Origin of the sequence: Paenibacillus sp. MMO-58 (assembly GCF_037146255.1) — a bacterium.
GTDB lineage: Bacteria > Bacillota > Bacilli > Paenibacillales > Paenibacillaceae > Pristimantibacillus.
The window spans coordinates 509909-533656 of record NZ_JBBCVY010000004.1; the positions used below are offsets into that span (position 1 = coordinate 509909).

Genomic DNA, 23748 nt, shown 5'->3' on the forward strand with positions numbered 1-23748 from the left:
GATTTGTGCTTTGGACTTTGGAACAAGCGCGGCTATAATGAAAAGAATAAGCCATATCTAATGATACCTGCCCGGTGATAAGGAAAGCTCGAACGAGGAGTGATAAATCGCATGATTAAAGTGCTTGTTGTAGATGATGAAGTCAGTATCTCCAGCGCGATAGCTTATGCGCTGCAGCGTGAAGGATTTACGGTAGAAACTGCCGGTGACGGGATGGAGGCGCTTGAGAAGGTTGCAGCCTTTAAGCCGGATGTTATGGTGCTTGATGTAATGATGCCCAAGATGAACGGCTACGAGGTATGCCGGAAGCTGGAGGCTGGCAACAAACCCGCCATTATGCTGCTCACCGTTAAAAACGATATTGTTGATAAAGTGCTTGGGCTCGAGCTTGGCGCCGATGATTACATGACCAAGCCGTTTGATATTCGGGAAGTGGTCGCCCGCGTGAAGGCTCTCCACAGACGGCGCCAGATTGAAGCGCCGGAACAGGACCCAGATAAAGAGGGCAAATTGGAGCTTGGCGGAATAGCGATTGACCTTTTAAGCCGCACGGTCAGGATTGACGGAGAGATCTGTGATCTTACGCCGAAAGAATTCGATCTGCTGGCGCTTCTGGCGAAGCATCCGGACCGGGTATACTCCAGGGAAGCGCTGCTTGAGCAGGTGTGGGAGATGGATTTTGCCGGCGGTACGCGCACCGTGGACATCCATGTGCAGAGGCTTCGCAAGAAGCTTGGCGAATGGCAAGGACTCATACAAACCGTTTACGGTATCGGTTATAAAAGCACGAGGACAAACGGATGACCCGAGCTGCCGGTTCCCGGCATAGGTTCAGAATTGGCTTAAAAGGGAAAATCACCGTATTTCTCGCTTTGCTGCTCGCTTTTGTTGTCGTATTGCTCAGCATGCTGGTGCTTGCGGGGATTCGCGAGGATCAACAGAAGCGAATGGAGCAAAGCTTCTCCCAGCTGGCGAGTTCGGCAAATCTTCGCGTACGCGAGGAGTATCTGACCGGTGAGCGGGTATCCCCGGACGAATTTATGGAGCGTAACGGGCAGAGCCTGGCGGTAGATCTTGGCGGACAAAGCGGCATGGCGGTGACGCTGTACAGCGCTGACGGCCAATTCGCCGGGACATCGCTGCCGGTACAGCCGGTGACCGACGTAAAGGATGCTCTTGCCCATACCGCCAAAGGGCAGGAGGCCTATATTACGCTAGGCAATCAGGTGCTGTATCTGGCACCGCTTTATAATGCCGATCAATTTCTCGGCAGCGTACAGTTTCATGGCTCGCTCCAAGATCAGAAAATGTTTTACCGCCATATCCGCGACTTGTTTATCGGGACAGGGGCTGCCGTGCTGGCGGCCGGTCTCCTGCTTGGTTATTTGTACGTATGGAGGCAAGCCTTTATCCTTGGCAAGCTCAATCAGGCGGCCAAGGATATTGGGGAAGGCCGTTATTTGGACAAGCCGCCCGTCCGCAGACGGGATGAGATCGGCGAGCTTGCTGAAGGCATTTATGATATGAGCGGCAGTATCGCATCTTATGTCGACGAATTAAACGAAGAGAAGCAGAAGCTGCTGACGGCAATCAAGAGGCTTCAGGAACTGGAGCAGCAGCAAAAGCAGTTTATCGGCAATATCAGCCACGAGCTGAAAACGCCTTTAACTTCTATCCTGGCTTACTCGGATTTGCTTGGCCTGTATAGCGATGACCCGGTTTTGCTGCAAAATGCCCGTACCCAGATCAGCAAGGAAGCGGAGCGTTTGTATGCGCTCATCGAGAAGGCGCTTCAGCTTTCTTCGATGGATATTTACGATTTTGAGACCAATGCCTCTCAGTTCCAGGTGAAGCCGCTGCTCGAGGAGACGCTAAGCCGTCTGCATATTAAGGCGGAAAAACAAAAAATCTCGCTTTCCTCCGAACTAAAGGATGACCTTGTATGGGCGGATCAGGACAACCTCATGCATATGGTTACGAATTTGCTCAGCAACGCGATAAAATATAACCGCCCCGGAGGACGGGTTCGGCTTACCAATCATTCGGAAACGGAAGCCTCTGGCGAGCGGCGGGTCATTATCGAAGTCGCGGACAACGGTATCGGCATACCGGAAGAGCTTCAGAACCGGATCTTTGAACCGTTCTTTACCGTTAGCGACGACCGATCCCGGGAAACGGGCGGTACAGGGCTTGGCTTGGCTTTAGTCAGGAGCTTGGCCGAGAAGCAGCATGGCACCGTTAAACTGGCCGAATCGGGACCTAAAGGCTCAAGATTTGTTATCTCCCTGCCTGGTGAGCCATTGCCATAAAAGTTGTTACAACTTGGATACAATTCAGATATGTTTTCGACATAGAGGCCTTCTATACTTATGGAAACTGGTACAAATCCGGGGGGATAACGATGAAACAGATCATTAAATTAGGCGCCGTGTTGTCGCTCGCAGCCGCACTTGCTGCGTGTTCCTCTGTACAGAGCGGTAATCAAGCCAATAACGGCAATGACACGAATAAACATGGGGAATTAACGGTTGTAAAAAGCCCAGAGAAGAAACCGAACCAGGAAGTTATGGTGCAGCGGATTCATCGCTTCGAGGGTGCGAGCATGGATAAATGGCTGTCCGACGATCTGGTTCAGCTTATGTACACCAAGCTTGTCAAGCAAGCCACGGCTACGGAAGAAGCTCAGTTCGAATACAATACCGTAAGCGTGGATTTAAACAATAACGAGCAGAAGTCGGCTGAGGAACCGGTGAAGAAGGTTCAAACCGTCGAAAAAGAACAGTCGTCTCCGGACGGCAAGTATGCGTTCGTTCAGCAGTGGAAGGATAAATATACGGCCCGTAATTTTATTAAAGAGAGCAGCACGGGCAATACGATCGAAATTAAGGGCAGCAATTACTTGGAGACCGGCGGCTGGCTGAACGATACCACGTATGTTCTAGCGGCAGGCTCGATGAGCGGGCTTGGCGATATCCGCCAAATTGCGGTAGACGGAACCGTAACTCTTCTGAAGCTGGATGATCCGGCGCTCGGCGACCAGCCTTTCGTGAATTTTGGTGTCGGCCAAGGGCGCATCTACTACACGGACAATAACCAGACCTTAAAGCAATTCACGCCTGACGATCCGAAACCAGCCGAATTGGTCAAACATGCGATGACGTTCCAGGTGTCGCCGGACGGCAAGCATCTTGCGGTCGAAATCCAAAAGCAAGCCGGGAAGGCGGGCAGCGAGCTTCGTATTTTCGACTCGAACGGAAGCGCGGAAGGGCTCTCCATTGCGAAAGGCGATTTGATTCCGTATATCGCTTGGTCTCCGGGTTCCTCCAAGCTGGCGGCCGCGTTGTATACCGAGAATCAGAGCGGGATGAACGGGGTTTATATTTTCGACTCGGCAACCGGCAAGGTTTCGCCGATTGGCCCAAGTTATTTTCCGCAATATCCGTTAAGTTGGAATCCTTCAGGTACGCGCCTTGGCGTGACGGTCGCCGATAAGGACAGCATGCCCGTTACGCACATTATTGATTTTCAATGAGAATATCCACGAGGAATCCGGATCACGCGATCCGGATCTTTTTTGTGCTCATTTGCACGGATGAATTGTTACAGCTTCGATACAAGCTCGAAATTTTTTGGATATATCGGCTTACTATACTAAGTTCATCAGCAAGAAACAACAACGAATCAGCGAAGGAGAGAACAGATGAAATAAAGACAATTGAAATACATCGAGGCAATAATGTTTACAGGTTCGTTACAAGCCCGAAATTTTTTGGAGATATCGCCGCTCTATACTGAAGTCAGTAAGGAGCTTCAAACAAAGAGAAACAGGTTATAAAGACAGAAAGTAAAAAGGTTAGAAGTTCGGAAATAGAAAAACAAACTCAACTCTAAAGGAGATAATCAAAATGAACAAAAACATGAAAAGAACAGTCGCAACAATGATGATCGCAGGCATGACGGTATCCGGAGCAGCAGGGGTATATGCCGGTACAAACATGGAGAAAATCAGCGCGTTCCTGAACCACAGCATCGGGTTTAAAATCAACGGCAGCACGTACATTCCGAAAGACGAGAACGGCAATACGCTTGCGCCAATTACTTACCATGACACTACTTACCTTCCGGTTCGCGCGCTTTCGAACGCACTGAACACGCCAATCCAGTACGACAGCAAAACGAATACGATCTACATCGGTACAAGCACTACGGATCAATGGGTACTGACCAACTACTCCGCAGCACAGCTGGAAGAGATCAAAAAAGCATTTGCCGGCTTTGAAGGGTTCGAAACGGCTTATGCTCCGCAAATCATGCTCAAAGGCGACGCTCTGCAAAAGGTAGCGGCAACGGGTGACGGCGTAAACCTTCTGTTCAAAAACATGACGGTAAACGTATCGCCGCGCGATTACTCTTTCGAATACGACGGTACGAACGTAACGCTCTCCAATGGCGCTAAAGCGAAATGGTACAACGTAAACGGCACAGACATGCTGACGGTAAAAGTGGATGACCGTTATGTAACGGTTAGCTCGCCAAGCAAAGCCTTGAGCAAAGCGCAAGCGGAAAAAGTAGCGGCTGCCGTAACTAGCGTTGGCGCCGTGCAATCGGATATGGCCGCTGTATCGTACACTGCCGCACAACTGGATGAAATGAAAAAAGCATTCGCCGGCTTTGACGGCTTCGAAGCAGCATACGCGCCGCAGCTGACGGTTAAAGGCGATGCGCTGCAAAAAACGGCAGCTACTGCGGACGGGGTCAACCTGCTCTTCAAAAACATGACGGTAAACGTATCGCCGCGCGATTACTCTTTCGAATACGACGGAACGAACGTAACGCTGTCCAATGGCGCTAAAGCAAAATGGTACAACGTAAACGGCACAGACATGCTGACCGTAAAAGTAGATGACCGTTATGTAACGGTAAGTTCGCCGAACAAAACCTTGACCAAAGCGCAAGCGGAGAAAGTAGCCGTTAGCATAGCTAAAGTTGGCGCTGCGCAATCCGATGTGGCAACCGTAACGTATACAGCTGCTCAAACGAAAGCCATTAAAGACGAATTTGCGAAATTCGCCGGCTTCACGGCTGCTTATGCTCCAACAAAAATGGCTAAAGACGACGCGTTCCAAAAAGTAGCGAGCGGAGATTCCGTCATCTTCTGGTTCAAGCACATGAACGTTCAAATCTCGCCGCGCGACTACTCGTACGGTTACGACAGCACAGCGGTAACGCTGGCAAACGGCGTAAAAGCGAAATGGTTCGCACCAAGCGGCACAGCTATGCTGAGCTTCCAGATCGACGACCGTTACGTTACAATCAGCTCGGCGGATAACAGCCTGACTAAGGCTCAAATCGAGCAAATCGCAACAGGCGTAGCGAAATTGAAATAAGCATCCTTCAGCACTCCCCGTGCGGCTTTCCAGCTGTGCGGGGAGTTTTTTTGTCCTCGAAATATTGATACAGCCCGGGCAAAAAGGTTTACAGCTTCGTTACAAGCTCGAAACGGTTTCGAGATAACGCAAATCTATACTTAAGTCTGTAAGGAGCTTCAAACAAAAAACAAATTCAACTCTAAAGGAGATTATAAAAAATGAACAAAAACATGAAAAGAACAGTCGCAACGATGATGATCGCAGGCATGACGGTATCGGGAGCAGCCGGCGCATTTGCCGGAAGTAACATGGAGAAAATCAACGCGTTCCTGAACCACGGAATCGGCTTTAAAATCAACGGCAGCACCTATATTCCTAAGGATGAGAACGGCAATAAACTTTCGCCAATCACTTATCATGACACGACTTATTTGCCGGTTCGCGCATTGTCCAACGCGTTGAATACGCCAATCCAATACGACAGCAAAACAAACACCATCTACATCGGCACAAGCATAACGGATCAATGGGTACTGACGAATTACACGGCTGCTCAGCTTGATCAGATCGTAAAAGCATTTGCCGGCTTTGACGGCTTCGAAGAGGCTTACGCTCCGCAAATGATGATTAAAGGCGATGCTCTGCAAAAGGCGGCAGCAACAAGCGACGGCGTGAACCTTCTCTTCACCAACATGACCGTCAACGTATCGCCCCGCGACTACTCGCATGACTACGACGGCACAAACGTAACGCTGTCTAACGGCGCAAAAGCAAAATGGTACAACGTAAATGGCAAAGACATGCTGACGGTGAAAGTAGACGACCGTTACTTAACGGTTAGCTCGCCAAACGGGAAGTTAAACAAATCCCAGGTGGAAAAAGTGGCAGCAAGCGTAACGAAAGTAGGCGTTGCTCAGACCGATCTGGTAAAAGTTTTGTATACAGCAGCGCAGCTCGATGAGCTCAAGAAAGCATTTTCCAGCTTTGACGGCTTCGAAGAGGCTTACGCTCCGCAAATGATGATTAACGGCGACGTTCTGAAGAAAACCGCAGCTTCCGCGGACGGCGTAAACATCATTTTCGAAAATATGACCGTAACGGTATCGCCGCGTGACTATTCCTACGAATATGACGGTACATCGGTAACCTTATCGAATGGCGCAAAAGCGAAATGGTACAAAGCAGGCGATACTCTCATGCTGACTTTAAAAGTGGATGATCGTTATGTTACTTTGAGCTCTCCGAACGCAAACCTGACTCAAGCACGCCTGGAAAAGGTAGCCATTACGGTGGCGAAAGTAGGCGCTGCTCAATCCGATCTGGCAAAAGTAACGTATACGACAGCTCAAAACAATGCGATTAGAGACGAGTTTGCGAAGTTCGACGGCTTTACTACGGCTTACGCTCCAACATTAATGACAATAAACGATGCCTTCCAAAAAGTAACCGGCGGAGATTCCGTTAACTTCTGGTTCAAGCACATGAACGTTCAAATTTCGCCGCGCGACTACTCGTTTGGTTATGACAGCACAGCAGTAACGTTGGCAAATGGTGTAAAAGCCAAATGGTTTGCGCCAAGCGACACAGCTATGCTGAGCTTCCAAATCGACGATCGTTACGTCACAATCAGCTCCGCGGACAAAAGCCTGACAAAAGCTCAAATCGAGCAAGTGGCAACAGGTATAGCAAGATTGAAATAAGTATCATCAGTATACTCCCCGTGCGGCTCCTGTAGCTGTGCGGGGAGTTTTTATTTTGATTCCGGGTCCGGGAATGTTTGCGGATTCGTTACAATACGGAAACATTTTGGAGATAACGGCTTAATATACTGAGTCAGTAACAAACGAATCCCGTTTCGAGGAGGAGTAAGTAGTGAAATGGAAAGGGATTGCCGCACTGCTTGCCATCGCGATCGTAATTGCTTGGCCTGCGCCCACCAACCAGCTTGACGCTGCTTTTAACAGCGCCGCACATTATAAGAATAAAGTTATTGTCCTCATGTACCACCATATTGATGCAGCGGAAAGCGGGGCAACGATATCTCCGAGCCGTTTCGGCACGCAAATGAAGATTCTGAAGGATAACGGTTACCATGTCATCAGCATAGAGCAGTTCGCGGACTTCATGCGCGGCAAAGGAAAGGTGCCGGATAATGCCGTTGTGATTACGTTTGACGACGGTTATGAGAGCTTTGACCAATACGCCGTTCCGATTATGAAAAAATATAAGTTTACCGCTGCTGATTTCATCATTGGCGCAAGCAGCGACAAGCAGAACGTACACACCAAGCATCTGACCTGGGATACCATGCGCAAGCTTAAAGCGGAAGGCTTCAGCTTCTACAGCCATACGTATAACCAGCATGATTATGCCCCGCTTGATAAAATGGGCCGTAAAACGGGACCTAAGCTTAGCAATCCGATTTATCTGCCTGATAAAGGCCGGGTAGAGACGAATGCGGAATATAAGGCTCGCATCGAAGCCGATGCACAGCTGATGGAAGAGCGGCTCAAAGAAGAACTGGGCAACACGTATCAGATTATCGCTTTTCCGTATGGCGTGTTTAATCAGACGGCCAAGCAGATTGAGAAAAACGCGGGCGTAACTTTATTTTTCACCACGCAACCTGGCATTAACAGGCCTGGATCCGATGAAGTTTTCCGCCTCAATGCAGGAACGCCAGCGCTTACGGGCAGCAAGTTTCTCAAGATGCTGAAGAGATACGGCTAAGGCTGTATAATAAAGGAGGAATCTATTGCAGATCATTGGAATACTAGGAGGGCTTATTCGTGAAATTAGTCAATTTCAAGGAAAAGGCGGCAGCTTCTGCTTATCGTTTGGGCGTACGGACGGATAAAGGCATAGTTGATGCCGGTCATGTAACCTTAAACGACTTATTGCAGGGCGGAGAGGCTGAATTAGGCAAGCTCCGGCAATACGTTGAACAATTTAAGGAACGTTATCTGGATGAATCGGAGATTAGTTTTGGACCATCCGTGCCGGAACCGGGGAAAATCATTTGTATCGGACTTAATTACAGGAAGCATGCGGAAGAGACGAATATGCCGCTTCCCGAATACCCTATTCTGTTCAGTAAATTCAGCAACGCGCTTGCCGCGCATGGCGAGGATGTTCCGTTGCCCCGGTCGACGCAAAAGGTTGATTACGAAGCAGAGCTTGCGATTGTCATAGGAAGCACGGCGAAAAACGTATCGGTGGACGAGGCTCTCGATTACGTATTTGGTTACAGTGCATCAAACGATCTGTCAGCCCGCGATCTTCAGACCCGGACAAGCCAGTGGCTGGCGGGCAAGTCCTGCGATAAATTCGCTCCGGTAGGCCCATACCTCGTATCCAAGGATGAAGTAGGCGATCCCAATGGTTTACGGATCAGCTGCACGGTAAACGGAGAGGTCCGGCAGGACTCGAATACGTCGGATATGATTTTTGACTGCAAGGAAATCGTCAGCTATATCTCGCAATGCATGACGTTGTCGCCCGGAGACATTATTCTGACCGGCACGCCGGAGGGCGTCGTGATGGGCTATCCGCCGGAGAAGCAGGTTTATCTCCAAGCCGGGGATGTCGTCACGATCGAGATCGAGAAGCTGGGCAAGTTAACGAACCGCATGGTTGCTGAAGCTTAATATATGTCATCGGTAAAAAAGAAAGCCGTCTTGGCCTGAGGTTCAGGCTAAGACGGCTTTCCGCGCATCAGCTTGCTTAATTTCTCTTCCGTATCGCTGTCCGGAGCAGGGGTGTAAATGCTGCAGCGAAGATCCGAGCCGCCCTGCAGCTGCAAGGACGTCAGATGGAAGAGCATCTTCCCCGCTTTGGCATGCCGGAATTCCAGCACAACCTCTGGCGCCGTCCGTACCTCGCTATGCTCCCACAGCTCTTGAAAGTCCGGATGCAACCCCGTCATTTCCTTCAAAAACTGATCATACCAGTTATCCTCTACGTATTGTCCGTAATAAGCCCGGAAGATCGACAGAAATCCGCTTGCGAACTGCTTCCAGTTAACGGCTAGTCGGCGCAGCTCTTTACGCGTGAACAAAAGGCGGATCATATTCCGCTCCTGCTCGGGGATCTGGGCAAAGTCTACAAAAACATGGGCGGCTGCTTCGTTCCAGCCGACAATCTGACAGCGGCGGTCCGAGATAATGGAGGGACATTGCCTAAGCTCATGCAGGATTTTGCGCAGTGGCGGACTAACCGCATCCGACGAGTAAGCGGGCATTTCGGCCGTGATGGACGGACCGGCTCCGGGCTCAATCGCTAGACCGTACAAATAATTGCGTTCGTCATGAGTCAAACGCAAGGCGGAAGCAATCGCATCCAGCACATTCGGCGAAGCTTGAATATCCCGGCCTTGCTCCAGCCAGGTATACCAGGTGGTGCTTACGCCGGCGAGCGCCGCCACTTCTTCGCGTCTAAGGCCGGGCGTTCTTCTCCGGCTGCCAGGGGGAAAACCAACTTCCTCGGGCGTGAGCTTAGCCCGTTGGTTTTTCAGAAAGCTCGAAAGCGCGGTGAGCCGCGTCTTGTTATTCATATTGAGCAGTACCTCCAAATGGTGATCCTGTTACTCATTATACTAGGATAAACGACAACTTGTAATAGGATACTTCATGTGGCAACATGATTTAATATCAGGTACTAATTTTGAGGTGTGAACATACATTAAGCGAATGCTTACGAGGCAAGAATCATCATGAATAGCGAACACCGCTATTCGGGTGATAATTCTTTTTAGGAGCTGATCTCTATGGAACGCGTAGTGGTTACGGGAATGGGCGTTATTTCGCCGCTTGGACAATCGGTTGACGAAATGTGGTCCCGGATGAAGCGGGGAGAGTCGGGTATTTCCCGCATAGATGCTTTTGACACGGCAAGGCTGAAAACGAAATTCGCGGGAACCGTTAAGAATTTTGATCCGGAAGCGTTGTTTGGCCGCAAGGAAGCAAGAAAGATGGACCGGTTCGTGCAATTTGCCGTTGCCGCCGCGGATCAGGCGTTAACGGATTCCGGACTTAAGCTGGATGAGACGGATCGCGATCGCGTTGGTGTATATGTCGGTTCGGGGGTTGGCGGATTAAGCACGCTGATGGAGCAGGACGAAATTTTACGCACCCGCGGTCCCGAACGCGTAAGCCCGATGCTGGTGCCTATGATGATTGCCAATATGGCGGCAGCTTCGATCAGTATCAGGTACCAATTAACCGGTCCTACGCTTGCTCCGGTTACGGCCTGCTCCATCGGAAATACCGCCATTGGAGAAGCGATGCGGCTTATCCGCCTCGGTATAGCGGATGTGGTTATCGCGGGCGGCGCAGAGGCAACGGTTAATGAACTGTCGCTTGCCAGCTTTGGCAACGCGCAGGCTATATCTTCCCGCAACGAGGAGCCAACGAAGGCCAGCCGGCCTTTCGACCAGAGCCGTGACGGATTCGTAATGTCGGAGGGAGCGGGTATCGTTGTGCTTGAGTCTCTGACTCATTCGAAGAAGCGGGAGGCTCGGATTTACGGCGAGGTGTTGGGTTACGGGGCAAGCTCGGATGCCTATCACATTGTTGCCACCCATCCGGAAGGAACCGGGGCGTACACCGCTATGAGGACAGCCCTTGCGGATGCGGGTATCCGTCCGGACGAAGTGGATATCATAAGCGCGCATGCCACAAGCACGGGGCTTGGGGACCGCTCGGAAGGCCAGGCCATAACCCGTTTGTTCGGCGAAGGGGAAAGCCGGATTGCGGTAACGGCGAACAAGTCGATGCTGGGCCATATGCTGGGAGCGGCAGGCGGCGTTGAGGCAATTGCCCTCCTGCAAAGTCTGCGCGAAGGAATCGTGCCGCCAACCATCAACCTAGATCAGCTGGATCCTGAATGCGGATTGACTAATGTTCCTGCCAATGTCCAGTCTGCTTCGCTTCGCATCGGGCTTTCCAATTCATTCGGCTTCGGCGGACATAACGCCGTCATCGTGCTTAGCCGTTTCGAGGGCTGACGAATAGCCGTAACGGGCTAACGATTTCTGCGCCGCTTCGCGCATCCGGAACTTCATATAGGGATGATCCGTCACGCGGACGCGCAGACCAAGAAACCGGAGCTTGGACAGTACGTATTCCGTCTCGTCGCCAAGAAAAGTCAGTCTGATCGTATAAGTATCGGATAATTCATCGTAATGAACCTGCTTGTCAAAGCAGGAGAAGGCATACAAAATCCGGGATAACTCCTTGTTATAATCCGGAATTATCTCAATCGTGGCGTGCTGCATGCGCTTATCCAGCTGCTGGGCAAGCGTTGCGGCCGCCTGATTGAAAAATTCCTCGCTTACCGGCAATTCTTCCACGCTATGAATACTCCGCAGTCTGGTCGTCATCAACGAGCGCGTTCTCCGGTTGTACCAGAGCAAATACCATTCGCGTTTTACCATCGAATACTCCAGTTTATAAGGTACGCCGGTTTGGCTGGGAAGGAGGAAGCCATCCTTCCGTGTATGGCGCAGCTGCATGCCCGATTTCTTCACAATCATCTGCCTTAGCGTTCTGAGCAGAGGATGGTAGAGGGAGGGGACGGCACTGCCCGCTTTTTCAACAATAATGGACCGCAGCGAATCGTAGCGTTCATCCGAACCGCCAAGACATTGCCGGAGCTTATCTAGCGTATCCGGCGATAGGGCAGCCGCGGCCTCCGGATGCTCCAGCATCATCAGAAGCCAGCGGCGTTCCTGAGCCGTAACCGCAAGGGCGCCATGCTCGTCAAGCTGTGCCATCATCCGGTAATTGAATATTTTTTCGAACAGGTTCATAGTATTCCGCCAGCTCCTTCCATTCCTTGATAAACTCCCGTCTTAAAGATACGGGCTCAAGCACTTCGCAGCTTGATCCAAAGCTGCGCAGCCAAGGCTTGATTTCCTGCGTGCCGTTAACCGTAATCTCGAACAGGAATGAAGCTTCATCTTCCTCCGTAATGACGCCCCATTGCCCCTGCAGCTGCACCCGGTCCTTGATAAAGTTTCTTTTTGCCCCTTCCGGATTAAAAAATCTGACCTTAACCGAGGTAGGTCTGCCCAGATCGACAAGCCAGCTGAAGCTTGTATTGCGCTCTAGCGCTGCCAGCTTTGTCGCATATTCTTCTTCCGTTACGAGTCCGCTTTCCTCAAGCTGCGTTATGCCTTCCATTCGAAAAATCGCGACTTGGGACCGGCCTGAGCTATAGCCAAGCAAATACCATCTTCCGTATTGGTGATCGTAAGCGACCTTTAGAGGCAGCATCTCGGTGAGCCGGCCTTCGGATGGCTTGACGAACATCGGATTCGTGTTTTTGGAATGATAGCTTTGGTTCGATTTGGGCGTGAAGTAGTGGAAGCTTAGCTTCCGCCTGGACTCAATCGCCTGCATGATCGTGTATAGATGCGCTTCGTCCAGAATACGCGAATGATAATGGTATTTATATAAGAAAAGGTCGCTGGCACCGTCCGGCAGCTGCCGCCGCTTCATCGCTTTTTTCAAGCTGTCGCGAAGCAGATAACCCTGTACGGAAGGAACCTGCGTATTCGCCATTACGTCCACAAAAGCATACAGATCCGACAACTCCTCGTCGGAGAGCATGCTTACGAAATCGTTGTGGGCCGTATATTTCTGCGGTCTTCCGCCCGGAAGCCGCCGGATAACGCCGGCCTGCTCCAAGTATTTCAGATCGGAGCGGATGGTCTTCTCGTCCGGCAGCGCAAGCTCCTCCGGCATTCCTTCGCAGCATAGATCCAGCAGCTCCAGCGGTGTCAGTGCTTGCTCCTGAAGGGAAGCAATAAGCAGAGATAAGCGGTAGCTTTCGGATTCCTTGAGCGATTTGGAGCGGAACAGGAAGAGCAGCAGCGGGTCCGCCGATTCGTAATAGCTCGTTCGCAGCATGTCCGCCATCGCTTTGTTTTGCTCCTCGGCTTGCTGAACGGATCCGGCAATGTCCTTGAGGCGCCGGATGGTCTTGTCGAAGGTATGTACGGAGATGCCAAGCCGGTCGGCGAATTGCTGACGGTTATAAGCGCCGCTTGTCAGCACCAGCATCCTCAGAAACTGGATTTCTTTATCGAAGCTTTCTTTTGCCACGGTTCATAAGCCCCTTTCATTGTCGAAGAGGTAGTTGCCTTTATTGTAACTTGGGCCGTTAAAAGAGGATAGGTAATCTTTCGTTGTATAGCGAGATACTTGCAGCGCATGTTAGACCGGATCAGGCTGGCCAGGCTTACTTGAAGTGCCGCCGCGCGCCAACGTTGTACGAAATGCAGCATAAAAGCGTGATCTAGCCGGTAATCCAAAATATCCTGCACGGAATGCAGGATATCAGAGAAAAATGACCTCAAATCGACCCTTATCGGCTCAATATCCTGCATTCTGTGCAATATAACGCGTCCATCATCCCTCAAATGGGCGAATATACTGTATTTCGTGCAACGTTAGCTAAGCTGGTGCTTCCGAAGTAATTTTTCCTTCGGAAAAATTAGGCTTATGCTTTCGAAGTAACTTTGAAAAGAAAAAGAAAAGCACTTTTTCTATTCAAAGTTTAAGCTTATGCTTCCGAAGTGATTTTTCCTTCGGAAAAATGTAATCGCCATACTTTTACCATGTTCCGGAAACGGGACATCGAAGATAATGGGGATGTAAAGCAACGGCCGGGCCGAACCGGGCAGGGATTTCGGTAGGATTCCCGCAGTGCCGGTACAGTCTCTGTACGCGGTATGCTGTCGGACTTGGTACGTACTTTACCCAATTATTGCGGAGGTTCGAATCCTCCATCGTCCTCACGGAGACGATCATGGTAGAGCTTAACTCGACTGCAAATCGAGTCCAATCCAATTATTCATGTTGCTTTGGGAAAATGCTCAGCAGGCTTATACAGCTGCACCTTACGCCGCAGCTCTGCAGTCCGCGGATACCAGACGGGAAGAAGCCTGCGCGAAAGGCCGCTGCCAAACGCACCGCAGACAGACCGGGAGCAAGACGAGTCTGCTGCGCTGAGGGAGGAGCAGGCCGGCCGGCAGGCGGATGCCGTTCTTTAAGCGGATCTCCGCCGCGGGTACGGGAGCATTTTCGCAAGAGCAACGCCAAATCCAAGGAGGTTATATACCTATGACCGCATATATAAACAAAATCACGATTCAAAACGATCAACGCGGGCTGCTGTTCAAGGACGGCAGTTACGTCAGGCTGCTGGGCTCAGGCAAACACCGCTTTCCATTTTTCTCGAAAATGACGGTAACGGTCATGGATATCACCAAGCCGTTTACGGTGCCGGACAAGGAACTGGCCTTGTTCCTGCATGACGACAAGCTGCTGGAAGAGCTGCATGTCATTGACGTTGCCGATGACGAATATGTGCTTCACTACGAGGACGGCAGATGCGGCAGCGTGTTAAAAGCAGGCAAGCATGCTTACTGGAAATCGGCCATTAAGCATACATTCAACCGATTGAGTACGCGGAGCCTCGAGCTGCCTGCTTCCTTAAATGCGGCTGATCTGATGAAGCTGAACGGCCTATACAACACGCATGAAGTAGCCGGCCATGAGAAGGGATTCCTGTTCTACGACAACATGCTGCAGCGCGAGCTTGGTCCGGGCAAATACCGGTTCTGGCGCACGCCGGTTTCGGTTATCGTACAGACGATGGATATGCGCCGGCAGCAGCTCGACCTGATCGGACAGGAAATGATGACGGAGGATAAAGTGACGCTTCGCCTTAATTTTGTCAGCCAATACGTGCTGCACAATCCATTGAAGGCGATGCAGATCAAGGGCTTCGAAGAGCAGCTCTACATCCAGCTTCAATTAATTCTGCGGGAATACGTAGGGACGATGAAGCTGGATGAGCTGCTTCGCACGAAGCAGGAGATTGGCGCTTTTGTGCTGGAGCGGCTGGCGGCCCGGAGCGGGGAGTATGGAGTAACATTCCTGAACGCGGGCGTAAAGGATATCATTCTGCCGGGTGAAGTAAAAGACATCATGAATACCGTACTTCTGGCGGAGAAAAAAGCGCAAGCTAACCTCATCACGCGCCGGGAAGAGACGGCTTCCACAAGAAGTCTTCTGAATACGGCAAAGCTGATGGATGAGAACGCCACGCTGTACCGCTTGAAGGAGCTCGAGTTCCTGGAGAAAATTTGCGACAACGTCGGCAGCGTATCGCTCACGGGCGGCGGCAATCTGGTCGAGCAGTTAAACCAGCTGCTTGGCGGCAAACGTTCAGGATAGGGAGGGGCAACCATGATGGATGAGCAATACCGGATGAAAATAGAAGCCGAGCTTGCGCGTATGGAAGCGGAAGAAAATATCCGTATCCTGTACGCTTGCGAGTCCGGATCGAGGGCTTGGGGCTTCCCGTCAAAAGACAGCGATTATGATGTCCGCTTCCTTTACGTGCGGCCGGTGGAATGGTATTTGTCGATCCGCGAGCGCCGGGACGTGATCGAGCGCCCGATCAGCGAAATGCTGGATATTAACGGCTGGGATCTCCGCAAAGCGCTGGCGCTGTTTAATAAGTCCAACCCGCCGCTGCTGGAATGGCTGCAATCGCCAATGAAGTACAGGGAGCCCTATTCCACCGCCGAACGTATCCGCACCTTGTCCGGAGCAACCTTTTCGCCTAAGTCCTGCATGTATCATTATCTTCATATGGCCAGGGGCAACTATCGCGAATATTTGCAGGGCGAGACGGTCCGGGCGAAAAAATATTTTTACGTGCTCCGTCCGCTGCTGGCATGCGGCTGGATTGAGAAATACAACGCAATGCCCCCGATGTTGTTCGAGGAATTGGTGGAGGATTTGATTCCTGAGGGTAGTGAGCTCTACGGCATAATTGAACGCCTTCTAGTCCGGAAACGCGCGGGAGAAGAGCTTCGTACGGAACCCCGCATCGGGCAGCTCAATAATTATCTGGAGGAGCAGATCGCTTATTTCGACCAGACCGCTAAAGATTTGAACACGGCGGAAGGTCTGAAGGGCGAACAGCTGGACCAACTCTTTCGGGATGCCCTGCTGGAGGCATGGGGAACAGTAAGTGTATAATGGTGGCAGAGAAGGAGGGAAGCCGGATGCCAAGGGAAGTTCGGGTCAGCGAGCTCGCTGCGCTTAAGGAAATCGCGGAGATGCTCAACACGACCAACGATATGGATCAGATGCTCAGCGATGTGCTTGCGAAGCTGCTTGAAGTAACGGATTTTACAACGGGATGGATTTTCCTGATCGATGACGATGTTCCGGGAAATACTTGCGCTGCCCATCATAACCTGCCTCCCGCCTTAACCGCCGGCAATTACGCGCTTATGTGCGGGGAAGACTGCTGGTGCGTGGAGCGCTACCGCCAGCGCAAGCTTACCCATGCCGTTAATATTATTGAATGCAAACGCATTACGTATGCGGTAAGCCATCAGCTTGGGGACACGGAAGGCATTACCCATCATGCAACTGTTCCTCTTAAAGCCGGCAAGGACCGGTTCGGGCTGCTGAATATCGCGCAGGCGGGCAAGGAGCATTTCAGCGAGGAGGAGCTTGCGCTGCTGCAGGCTGTTGCTCTGCAGATCGGGACGGCGATTAACCGGATTCGCCTGTACCAGACGCAAGAGCGCAATGCGATGCTATACGCCAAGCTGGGCGATGTCATCCAGCGTATTAACGGCGTTCAGGACGTTAATCAGCTGCCTATCAAGGCCGTTCAATATATTGGAGACGAATTCGGGTGGCCGAATGTCTCCTTGTTTATGTATGACGGACAGCAGCTATCGCTTCGGGCTTTGTATTCCGACGGGAAATTAACGAAGGAATGGCAGACGCTTGCAGTTGAAGCTGCCGGTCCGATTGAGGCCGCGCTCCGGGATAATCGGATTGTTATCGAGTCTTCCTGCATGGAAGGCAATGAATTAGACTCGGTTGGCATTCCTCCGTTCCGGTCGGCAGCGGGCATTCCGCTACGCGTGCGCAACCGGACGATTGGCGTCATGTTTATCAGCAGTCCGGATCAGCGGCAATTCGACGACCTGAACGAGGACTTTATGTACTCGCTTGGGGATCATTTTACGTTATGCGTGGAAAATCTCCGTATTTACGAGCATCGGAGCGAGCTTGCCCGGATGGAGGAACGGAACCGGATGGCGCGCGACCTTCATGATTCCGTCGTGCAAAAGGTCTTCTCCTTGTCCTTCCTGGCAAAAGGAGCGGAAAACGTGCTTGCCGGGCGAGATCCCGTCGTACAGCGTTCGCTGCACGAAATTCAACAGCTTTCGCAGGAAGCGCTGAAGGAGATGCGCACGTTGATCTGGCAATTGCATCCGGCAGGCCTCGAGAACGGTCTGCTTCCGGCGCTTAAGCAATACGGGCAAGGCCTCAACCTGACGATTTATGACCGGACGGACGGGGTGCAGGAGCTGCCGCGCGCGATTGAAGAAGCCTTCTGGCGGATCGGCCAGGAGGCTCTGAACAACGTCAGGAAGCATTCCGGCAAGGAGACCGCCTACATCCGGCTGATTAAACTACAGGACGGGGCAGCTGTTCTGGAGGTAAGGGACGAAGGGACAGGCTTTCAGGTTGACCGGAAAAAAGGCCGCCAGACCATGGGGATGCGCTCCATGAGGGAGCGGGCGGAGACGCTTGGCGGTTCGCTGTCGATTACAAGCGGACGGGGCAAACCAACCATTGTCAGGGCGACGATTCCGCTTGAATCGGTACAGGCGCATTGCATGGAAGAGAAGGGAAGCAATGGTGACTACTTATTATGAAAATCAAAATTCTACTTGCGGATGATCATCAGATTGTTTTAAAAGGAATATCGTTTTATCTTGCGATGCAGCCGGATTTCGAATTGGTCGGAGAGGCTCATAACGGCAAGGAAGCGGTCGAGAAGGCCGGCGAGCTTCAGCCGGATATCGTCCTGATGGATTTGAATATGCCGATTATGGACGGAATCGAAGCCAGCGCCTTAATCAAGGAGCAGCATCCGCATATCAAAGTTCTGGTGTTGACCAGCTTTGCCGATCAGAGTCACATCGTCCCCGCCTTGCAAACCGGCGCTATCGGCTACATGCTGAAGGACGTGGAACCGGATCAGCTTGCCGAAGCCATTAGGAGCGCCTATAAGGGAAATATTCAGCTGCATCCGGATATTTCGCGAGCGCTGCTAAGCCGCTCGGAACCGGAGCCTAGACCGGAGCCGAATATCCCATACCCGAATAAGGATAAGTCGCTGGAAGCTTTGACGCCTAGAGAGCTTGAGGTGCTGCAGCTGCTGACAAAGGGATTGAGCAATAAAGACATTGCGCAGACGCTGATCGTTGCGGAAAAAACCGTAAAGACGCATGTCAGCAGCATTTTAAGCAAGCTGGATTTATCGGATCGCACGCAGGCAGCCCTCTTTGCGGCGCCGCTCTTTCAGAATAAGGGGCAGATGGCTTAAGCGGATCTCAGCCTATAGTCGTAAGACCAGTCCCGCTTTATTTTTCCGCCTATTAGCCGATGTTGGCGAAGGTGAAACTCTATAAAATAAAGACAGTTACAAAAAGTTACTACACATTATTTTATGGAGGGAATTAAAAAGATGAGTACTGTACTGTTCGTAAAAGCAAATGACCGTGGAGATATCGCTGTCAGCGTAAAGCTGTATGACGCGTTCCTCGCTAGCTATAAAGCAAATCACCCGCAAGACACTGTAATTGAGCTGGACCTGTTCAAAGAGGAGCTTCCTTACCTGAGCGCAAACCTGATCAACGGCGGCTTCAAAGCGGCTCAAGGGCTTGAGCTGACTCCGGAAGAGCAAACAGCCGTAAGCATTGCGGACAAATACCTGGATCAATTTATCGCTGCCGATAAAGTGGTATTCGGCTTCCCGCTTTGGAACTTCACGATTCCGGCTGTTCTGCACACTTACATCGACTACCTGAACCGTGCAGGCAAAACATTCAAATATACGGCTGAAGGCCCGGTTGGTCTGCAAGGCGACAAAAAAGTGGCATTGCTGAACGCACGCGGCGGCGTATATTCCGAAGGTCCTTTTGCAGCGGCAGAAATGTCCCTTAACTATGTGAAGAACATCATGGGCTTCTTCGGCGTAACAAACTTCGAGACGGTTATCGTTGAAGGCCACAACCAATTCAGCGACAAAGCGGAATCGATCATTGCCGAAGGCGTTGCAACAGCTGAGAAAGTAGCAGCTAGCTTCTAATTTCAGTTTTGAATAGCTTGTTGAACGAATGAGTTTAAATCCCGCATTTTCCTTAGCAAAAGGGAAAATGTGGGATTTTTACGTCTAAATGCGACAAATTTTGACAGATCTCCGGTACGGCATTACAATAAAAATAGGACTTTAGACACATCTAGATGGTAGTGGCGGAGAGGGTAGCGGATGAACAAAGAGTTTTTTTCGGAAATGAGAAAGATCAGTCACGAGGACGAGATGAGATCTAAGCTGCTGCTTCATGGCGTAAAAAGGATACTCGAGGAGAAGCAGGAGAAGCGAAAGCGGGGCTTGCTTGGTTTTTTAAAACGCAAAACGAACCATTCATAAATAACGCACATACATATATGCAGTCAGGCCCTTTGGCCTGGCTTATTTTTTTATCCTTCGGCACACAAACCTTTTGAGTCTCTTCTTAGTATAAATGTAACTATACAGATGATCAGCTGCAAAGGAGTGAGGCGTATGTTCGAGACGATACTAATCGATATGATCCCTGCCGGCCGAAATAATCGTCCAGGCACTCCGATTAATGGCCCATATTTTATTACCGTCCATGATACGGCGAATCCGGGAAAAGGCGCGAATGCGCTTATGCACGCTAAATATTTGAAAGGCGAGGCTGCCGAGGCTTTGCCGGTATCCTGGCATTTTACCGTTGACGATACGCGGGTTGTCCAGCATTTGCCGATTACGGAGCATGGCTGGCATGCGGGTGACGGGAGCCGGGGAGAGGGGAACCTTAGCGCCATCGGAATTGAAATTTGCGAAAACGAGGATGGCAATCGCGCGGAGGCCGAGGCCCGTGCCGCAAGGCTGATTGGGGATCTGCTTTATAAGCTGAAGCTTCCGATCGTAGCCGTTGTCCAGCATAACCACTGGAGCGGGAAAAACTGTCCGCATCTTATAAGGGCACGCAAGAACGGTTGGGAAACCTTTCTTGAAGGAGTCCGGAATCAGCTGAATGCTCACTTGGGGGAGGAAGATGTACCGATGACAGAAGCGGAAAGAAAGCAGTTCGAAGCGTTGGTGAACCGGGTAGCGGAGCTTGAGGCGCAGCATGACATGAAGGTTCCTTCTTGGGCAAAGCCTGCGGTAGAACGGGCTATTGAGCTGGGGTTAATCGATGCTCCCGCTGACGGAAACTCCCGTGATTTCTTTAGAATCCTGACGATTATGTACCGGAGAGGCTTATTGAAGGATTAACATTTCACAGCCTGTTATTTGACTGAGTAAACCCCTGGCCGAAAGCGACCAGGGTTATTGCTGCTTTATGCCTTATGAAATTTTTCGGGCATGGAGCTTGCGGCGCTTTTGCCTCAGCTTCGCCGTGACCGCGGGTTTTAACTCCAACCGTGTAATAAGCTCCTCTTGCGTGAACGGCTTTTCCCTGCCCCATTGGATAACCTTGACCATATAGGGACTTTCGGGGTTTTTCATATGGTAGAACCCGGGTACGCGCATAACCCTGGATAAGTTGGTGATCATCGGATCAGATTCGAAGGTTTGGGCTAACGCTTTTTGAATAGGGACGAATTTGTTTATTTTCCCGTCTTGCATGATCCAATAGATGTGATAACCGTTTTTCGTTTCGACGATCATCGTATCCTTGATGCGCTCCCCGTGTTTGTTCATGAATTGTTTTTTTAACTCGGCTACCCTTTGTCTTGTCCGCTGGGCTAAAAGCTGATATTGGCCATTTTTATTTTGCGTGAGCGTAATGGATTGAAGCCGTTCCGAAGGGTCGGAGAGAATGGAGTCGATCTTCTGCTGGATCTGTTCTTTCGTTTTGCAGCGCGCGGAAATTTTGTTGAGGTCGACATCGATGAACTGTGCTCTGATCGCTTTAAACGGGCTGTCCTTCGCCGATTCTCGGCCGTTAATTTCCACGAAAACGGCATACCCCTTCTTATTAAGCCACAATACGTTAACTAGCTTGTTCCTTCTTGAAAAAAGCTTGATTTGGGGAACCCGCTTTTCCAAAGAACGAAAAGGCTTCCGCAAGGTAATTGCGGGAAGCTCGGTAACAAAGCTATAACCCCGGTTTTTGCCTTTGGCGTCAGAGACTAATAAGAAATGCAATTGATCGTTCGGCTTGCAGCCGAGTTTTTTAAGAAACCGGTAGGCGTGACCGGAATAGAGCTGAACAGGTCTGGAAACTTTCGCCCGGCTTTGGGTCATTCAACCACTTCTCCTTGTAAGCTCTCGTAACCTGGGAGGTTCGTATCTAAACAATCATATTCTGACAAGATGTTATTCGTGTGGAAAGGCCGTACCCATTTTTTAATTGAGAGACGGGTACGAGCTCTCGCGTAGTGCGGCCCTAAAAAAGTAAAGCCGCCATGGAAACAGGCGGATTATATAATCCCTTTTCAAGAACCGGGTGCGAGCGCGGAGAGAGAGCTTGAGGCTGAGGAGCGTGAGCGACCGCCTTTGTTTTTGAATCTCGACACCTACAATCAAATTCAGGAGATTCAAAAACAACAGCGGCCGAAGGCGCAAGCTCTCGCGTAGTGTCAACGCAATCGCTTGCCCCTAGACCAAGCTTTCTTGCAGTGCGACCTTAAAAAAGAAAAGCCGCCATGGAATTAGGCGGCTTATTATATCCCCATAAAAGAACCGGGTGTGAGCGCGGAGAGAGAGCTTGAGGCTGAGGAGCGTGAGCGACCGCATTTGTTTTTGAATCTCGACACCTACAATCAAATTCAGGAGATTCAAAAACAACAGCGGCCGAAGGCGCAAGCTTTCTCGCAGTGCGGCCCTACGGTAAATAAGGTTCAACCACAGTTAAGCTGTATTCCAAGTTACAGTTCAACCTAAATCAAAAGCACAAGAGAAGCCACAGCATCTCTCCGCGCCACCACCCGGTTCGCTCTTCACAACAACCACAGTTAAATGAACGCCATTATTGGCTCATTAGAATCAAGCGCTTTCACAATGGCCCGTGCTAGAATGGAGAAAGAGATTCCTTATTTCATCAAGCATGGAGAGGGTGTAATCATGGTACGCATTGGTATCGTTGGATTAGGAAACATGGGAACGGGGCATGCCCGTTATTTGATTACAGGCGGCGTTAAAGGCGCTGAATTGACGGCAGTATCCGACGTTCGTCCGGAGCGTCTGGCAGAGGTGAAAGCGGAGTGGGGCCAGCATATTCAAGGCTTTTTGAGCCCGCAGGAAATGTTCGAATCCGGCACGGTTGACGGCGTAATTATCTGTACGCCGCATTACGATCACCCGGAGCAGGCAATCGCTGCTTTAAACGCAGGACTGCATGTATTGATTGAAAAACCAGCAGGCGTCTATACTCGTACGGTACGCGAAATGAACGAAGCTGCCGCGAAGAGCGATAAAGTATTCGGAATCATGTACAACCAGCGCACGAATCCGTTGTACGCGAAGCTGAGAGAGCTTATTGCTTCCGGCGAGCTGGGCGAAATTCGCCGCACGAACTGGATTATTACGGACTGGTACCGTTCGCAGAGCTACTACAACTCCGGCGGCTGGCGCGCAACCTGGGCCGGCGAAGGCGGCGGCGTTCTGATTAACCAGGATCCGCATCAGCTTGATCTGTGGCAGTGGACAACGGGGCTTATGCCAAAACGCGTCCGCGCATTTTGCCAATTCGGCAAGCACCGCGACATCGAAGTCGAAAATGACGTTACGGCTTATGTCGAATACGAGAACGGCGCTACGGGCGTATTCGTAACTTCGACGTTTGAATCGCCGGGTACGAACCGTTTTGAAATCTCGGGGGACCGCGGCAAAATCGTGATCGAAGATAACAAGCTGACCTTCCATCGCCTGCGCGTACTGGAATCCGAATTCAACGAAACTTACACAGGCGGCTTTGGCCAGCCGGAATGCTGGAAATTCGAAATTCCGATTACCGGCAGCGGCGGCAGCCATCAGGAAATTACGCAAAACTGGGCGGATGCCATCAACAAGGGAACTCCTCTTATTGCGCCGGGCGAAGAAGGCATCAAGGGCCTCATGATCTCGAACGCGATGCTGTTATCCACTTGGACGGATAATTGGGTTGACCTGCCAATTGACGAGGATCTGTTCTATGACAAGCTTCAGGAGCAAATCGCCAAATCCGATTCGAAGAAAAATGCGAACGAATACCATACGCTGGATGTTACCGGCACGCACTAATCAGGAG

General features: G+C 50.9%; 21 protein-coding genes. 17 read left to right on the forward strand and 4 right to left on the reverse strand.

Translation table 11 applies throughout. The features are described from left to right. Window positions 1-111 precede the first annotated feature (111 nt). The 7 genes from WFJ73_RS15815 to WFJ73_RS15845 all read left to right on the forward strand — a co-directional run bounded on the left by WFJ73_RS15815 (window position 112) and on the right by WFJ73_RS15845 (window position 9016). On the forward strand, window positions 112-804 hold the full coding sequence (locus WFJ73_RS15815) for a response regulator transcription factor (protein ID WP_336773972.1): 693 nt from the start codon (window positions 112-114) through the stop codon (window positions 802-804). Continuing rightward, a complete protein-coding gene (locus tag WFJ73_RS15820) occupies window positions 801-2309 on the forward strand; it encodes a HAMP domain-containing sensor histidine kinase (RefSeq protein WP_336773973.1) in 1509 nt (502 codons plus the stop codon). Before WFJ73_RS15815 ends, WFJ73_RS15820 begins: the two co-directional genes overlap by 4 nt. A gap of 92 nt (window positions 2310-2401) precedes the next feature. Further along, on the forward strand, window positions 2402-3532 hold the full coding sequence (locus WFJ73_RS15825; RefSeq protein ID WP_336773974.1) for a hypothetical protein: 1131 nt from the start codon (window positions 2402-2404) through the stop codon (window positions 3530-3532). 373 nt (window positions 3533-3905) lie between these two features. Beyond that, a complete protein-coding gene (locus WFJ73_RS15830) occupies window positions 3906-5387 on the forward strand; it encodes a hypothetical protein (RefSeq protein ID WP_336773975.1) in 1482 nt (493 codons plus the stop codon). Between the two features lie 200 nt (window positions 5388-5587). Further along, window positions 5588-7069 carry a hypothetical protein gene (locus WFJ73_RS15835; protein WP_336773976.1) on the forward strand — a complete coding sequence of 494 codons (1482 nt, stop codon included), beginning with the start codon at window positions 5588-5590 and terminating at the stop codon, window positions 7067-7069. 172 nt (window positions 7070-7241) lie between these two features. After that, window positions 7242-8099 (forward strand): polysaccharide deacetylase family protein, encoded by an 858-nt coding sequence (locus WFJ73_RS15840; RefSeq protein ID WP_336773977.1) that lies wholly within the window; start codon window positions 7242-7244, stop codon window positions 8097-8099. Window positions 8100-8158: 59 nt separating this feature from the next. Further along, window positions 8159-9016: a fumarylacetoacetate hydrolase family protein gene (locus tag WFJ73_RS15845; RefSeq protein ID WP_336773978.1), complete on the forward strand. Its 858-nt coding sequence runs from the start codon at window positions 8159-8161 to the stop codon at window positions 9014-9016. A gap of 47 nt (window positions 9017-9063) precedes the next feature. On the opposite strand, the gene WFJ73_RS15850 is transcribed toward WFJ73_RS15845, so the two are convergent. Then, window positions 9064-9921, reverse strand: a complete 858-nt coding sequence (locus tag WFJ73_RS15850; protein WP_336773979.1) for a helix-turn-helix transcriptional regulator — start codon at window positions 9919-9921, stop codon at window positions 9064-9066. A 213-nt stretch (window positions 9922-10134) separates the two neighbouring features. Here WFJ73_RS15850 and fabF point away from each other — a divergent pair, with 213 nt between their 5' ends. Then, entirely contained in the window at window positions 10135-11373 is a 1239-nt protein-coding gene (gene fabF, locus WFJ73_RS15855; RefSeq protein ID WP_336773980.1) for a beta-ketoacyl-ACP synthase II, read from the forward strand. On the opposite strand, the gene WFJ73_RS15860 is transcribed toward fabF, so the two are convergent. Further along, complete coding sequence (locus tag WFJ73_RS15860; RefSeq protein ID WP_336773981.1) at window positions 11317-12177, reverse strand: WYL domain-containing protein; 861 nt, start codon at window positions 12175-12177, stop codon at window positions 11317-11319. The genes fabF and WFJ73_RS15860 overlap by 57 nt on opposite strands. After that, window positions 12128-13474 carry a helix-turn-helix transcriptional regulator gene (locus WFJ73_RS15865; RefSeq protein WP_336773982.1) on the reverse strand — a complete coding sequence of 449 codons (1347 nt, stop codon included), beginning with the start codon at window positions 13472-13474 and terminating at the stop codon, window positions 12128-12130. Before WFJ73_RS15865 ends, WFJ73_RS15860 begins: the two co-directional genes overlap by 50 nt. 761 nt (window positions 13475-14235) lie before the next feature. Between WFJ73_RS15865 and WFJ73_RS15870 the strand changes: the two genes are divergently transcribed. The 8 genes from WFJ73_RS15870 (at window position 14236) to WFJ73_RS15905 (ending at window position 20789) form a co-directional block, all read left to right on the forward strand. Further along, on the forward strand, window positions 14236-14424 hold the full coding sequence (locus tag WFJ73_RS15870) for a hypothetical protein (RefSeq protein WP_336773983.1): 189 nt from the start codon (window positions 14236-14238) through the stop codon (window positions 14422-14424). Between the two features lie 70 nt (window positions 14425-14494). Next, on the forward strand, window positions 14495-15613 hold the full coding sequence (locus WFJ73_RS15875; RefSeq protein ID WP_336773984.1) for a slipin family protein: 1119 nt from the start codon (window positions 14495-14497) through the stop codon (window positions 15611-15613). Between the two features lie 12 nt (window positions 15614-15625). Then, a complete protein-coding gene (locus WFJ73_RS15880; protein WP_336773985.1) occupies window positions 15626-16426 on the forward strand; it encodes a nucleotidyltransferase domain-containing protein in 801 nt (266 codons plus the stop codon). Between the two features lie 26 nt (window positions 16427-16452). After that, on the forward strand, window positions 16453-18132 hold the full coding sequence (locus WFJ73_RS15885) for a GAF domain-containing sensor histidine kinase (RefSeq protein ID WP_336773986.1): 1680 nt from the start codon (window positions 16453-16455) through the stop codon (window positions 18130-18132). Next, the gene (locus WFJ73_RS15890; protein ID WP_336773987.1) at window positions 18129-18806 is read left to right on the forward strand and encodes a response regulator transcription factor; all 678 of its coding nucleotides are present in this window, start codon (window positions 18129-18131) and stop codon (window positions 18804-18806) included. The genes WFJ73_RS15885 and WFJ73_RS15890 overlap by 4 nt, the downstream gene beginning before the upstream one ends. Window positions 18807-18947: 141 nt before the next feature. Further along, window positions 18948-19571 (forward strand): FMN-dependent NADH-azoreductase, encoded by a 624-nt coding sequence (locus WFJ73_RS15895; RefSeq protein WP_336773988.1) that lies wholly within the window; start codon window positions 18948-18950, stop codon window positions 19569-19571. Between the two features lie 180 nt (window positions 19572-19751). Then, window positions 19752-19913 (forward strand): hypothetical protein, encoded by a 162-nt coding sequence (locus tag WFJ73_RS15900; RefSeq protein ID WP_336773989.1) that lies wholly within the window; start codon window positions 19752-19754, stop codon window positions 19911-19913. Window positions 19914-20048: 135 nt separating this feature from the next. Beyond that, complete coding sequence (locus tag WFJ73_RS15905) at window positions 20049-20789, forward strand: peptidoglycan recognition protein family protein (protein WP_336773990.1); 741 nt, start codon at window positions 20049-20051, stop codon at window positions 20787-20789. 72 nt (window positions 20790-20861) lie between these two features. Here WFJ73_RS15905 and WFJ73_RS15910 read toward each other — a convergent pair whose 3' ends face one another. Beyond that, the gene (locus WFJ73_RS15910; protein WP_336773991.1) at window positions 20862-21764 is read right to left on the reverse strand and encodes a DNA-primase RepB domain-containing protein; all 903 of its coding nucleotides are present in this window, start codon (window positions 21762-21764) and stop codon (window positions 20862-20864) included. An 819-nt stretch (window positions 21765-22583) separates the two neighbouring features. On the opposite strand from WFJ73_RS15910, the gene WFJ73_RS15915 reads away from it, so the two are divergent. After that, entirely contained in the window at window positions 22584-23741 is a 1158-nt protein-coding gene (locus WFJ73_RS15915; protein WP_336773992.1) for a Gfo/Idh/MocA family protein, read from the forward strand. The last annotated feature ends 7 nt before the right edge of the window (window positions 23742-23748 follow it).

Bases quoted from the DNA above. Each gene is read 5' to 3' on its own strand.
- WFJ73_RS15860 (WP_336773981.1), bottom strand. From the start codon at position 12,177: ATGAACCTGTTCGAAAAAATATTCAATTACCGGATGATGGCACAGCTT.
- WFJ73_RS15890 (WP_336773987.1), top strand. From the start codon at position 18,129: ATGAAAATCAAAATTCTACTTGCGGATGATCATCAGATTGTTTTAAAA.
- WFJ73_RS15885 (WP_336773986.1), top strand. From the start codon at position 16,453: ATGCCAAGGGAAGTTCGGGTCAGCGAGCTCGCTGCGCTTAAGGAAATC.
- WFJ73_RS15875 (WP_336773984.1), top strand. From the start codon at position 14,495: ATGACCGCATATATAAACAAAATCACGATTCAAAACGATCAACGCGGG.
- WFJ73_RS15910 (WP_336773991.1), bottom strand. From the start codon at position 21,764: ATGACCCAAAGCCGGGCGAAAGTTTCCAGACCTGTTCAGCTCTATTCC.
- WFJ73_RS15820 (WP_336773973.1), top strand. From the start codon at position 801: ATGACCCGAGCTGCCGGTTCCCGGCATAGGTTCAGAATTGGCTTAAAA.
- WFJ73_RS15905 (WP_336773990.1), top strand. From the start codon at position 20,049: ATGTTCGAGACGATACTAATCGATATGATCCCTGCCGGCCGAAATAAT.
- WFJ73_RS15835 (WP_336773976.1), top strand. From the start codon at position 5,588: ATGAACAAAAACATGAAAAGAACAGTCGCAACGATGATGATCGCAGGC.
- WFJ73_RS15900 (WP_336773989.1), top strand. From the start codon at position 19,752: ATGAACAAAGAGTTTTTTTCGGAAATGAGAAAGATCAGTCACGAGGAC.
- WFJ73_RS15850 (WP_336773979.1), bottom strand. From the start codon at position 9,921: ATGAATAACAAGACGCGGCTCACCGCGCTTTCGAGCTTTCTGAAAAAC.
- WFJ73_RS15895 (WP_336773988.1), top strand. From the start codon at position 18,948: ATGAGTACTGTACTGTTCGTAAAAGCAAATGACCGTGGAGATATCGCT.
- WFJ73_RS15815 (WP_336773972.1), top strand. From the start codon at position 112: ATGATTAAAGTGCTTGTTGTAGATGATGAAGTCAGTATCTCCAGCGCG.
- WFJ73_RS15915 (WP_336773992.1), top strand. From the start codon at position 22,584: ATGGTACGCATTGGTATCGTTGGATTAGGAAACATGGGAACGGGGCAT.
- WFJ73_RS15880 (WP_336773985.1), top strand. From the start codon at position 15,626: ATGATGGATGAGCAATACCGGATGAAAATAGAAGCCGAGCTTGCGCGT.
- fabF (WP_336773980.1), top strand. From the start codon at position 10,135: ATGGAACGCGTAGTGGTTACGGGAATGGGCGTTATTTCGCCGCTTGGA.
- WFJ73_RS15825 (WP_336773974.1), top strand. From the start codon at position 2,402: ATGAAACAGATCATTAAATTAGGCGCCGTGTTGTCGCTCGCAGCCGCA.
- WFJ73_RS15830 (WP_336773975.1), top strand. From the start codon at position 3,906: ATGAACAAAAACATGAAAAGAACAGTCGCAACAATGATGATCGCAGGC.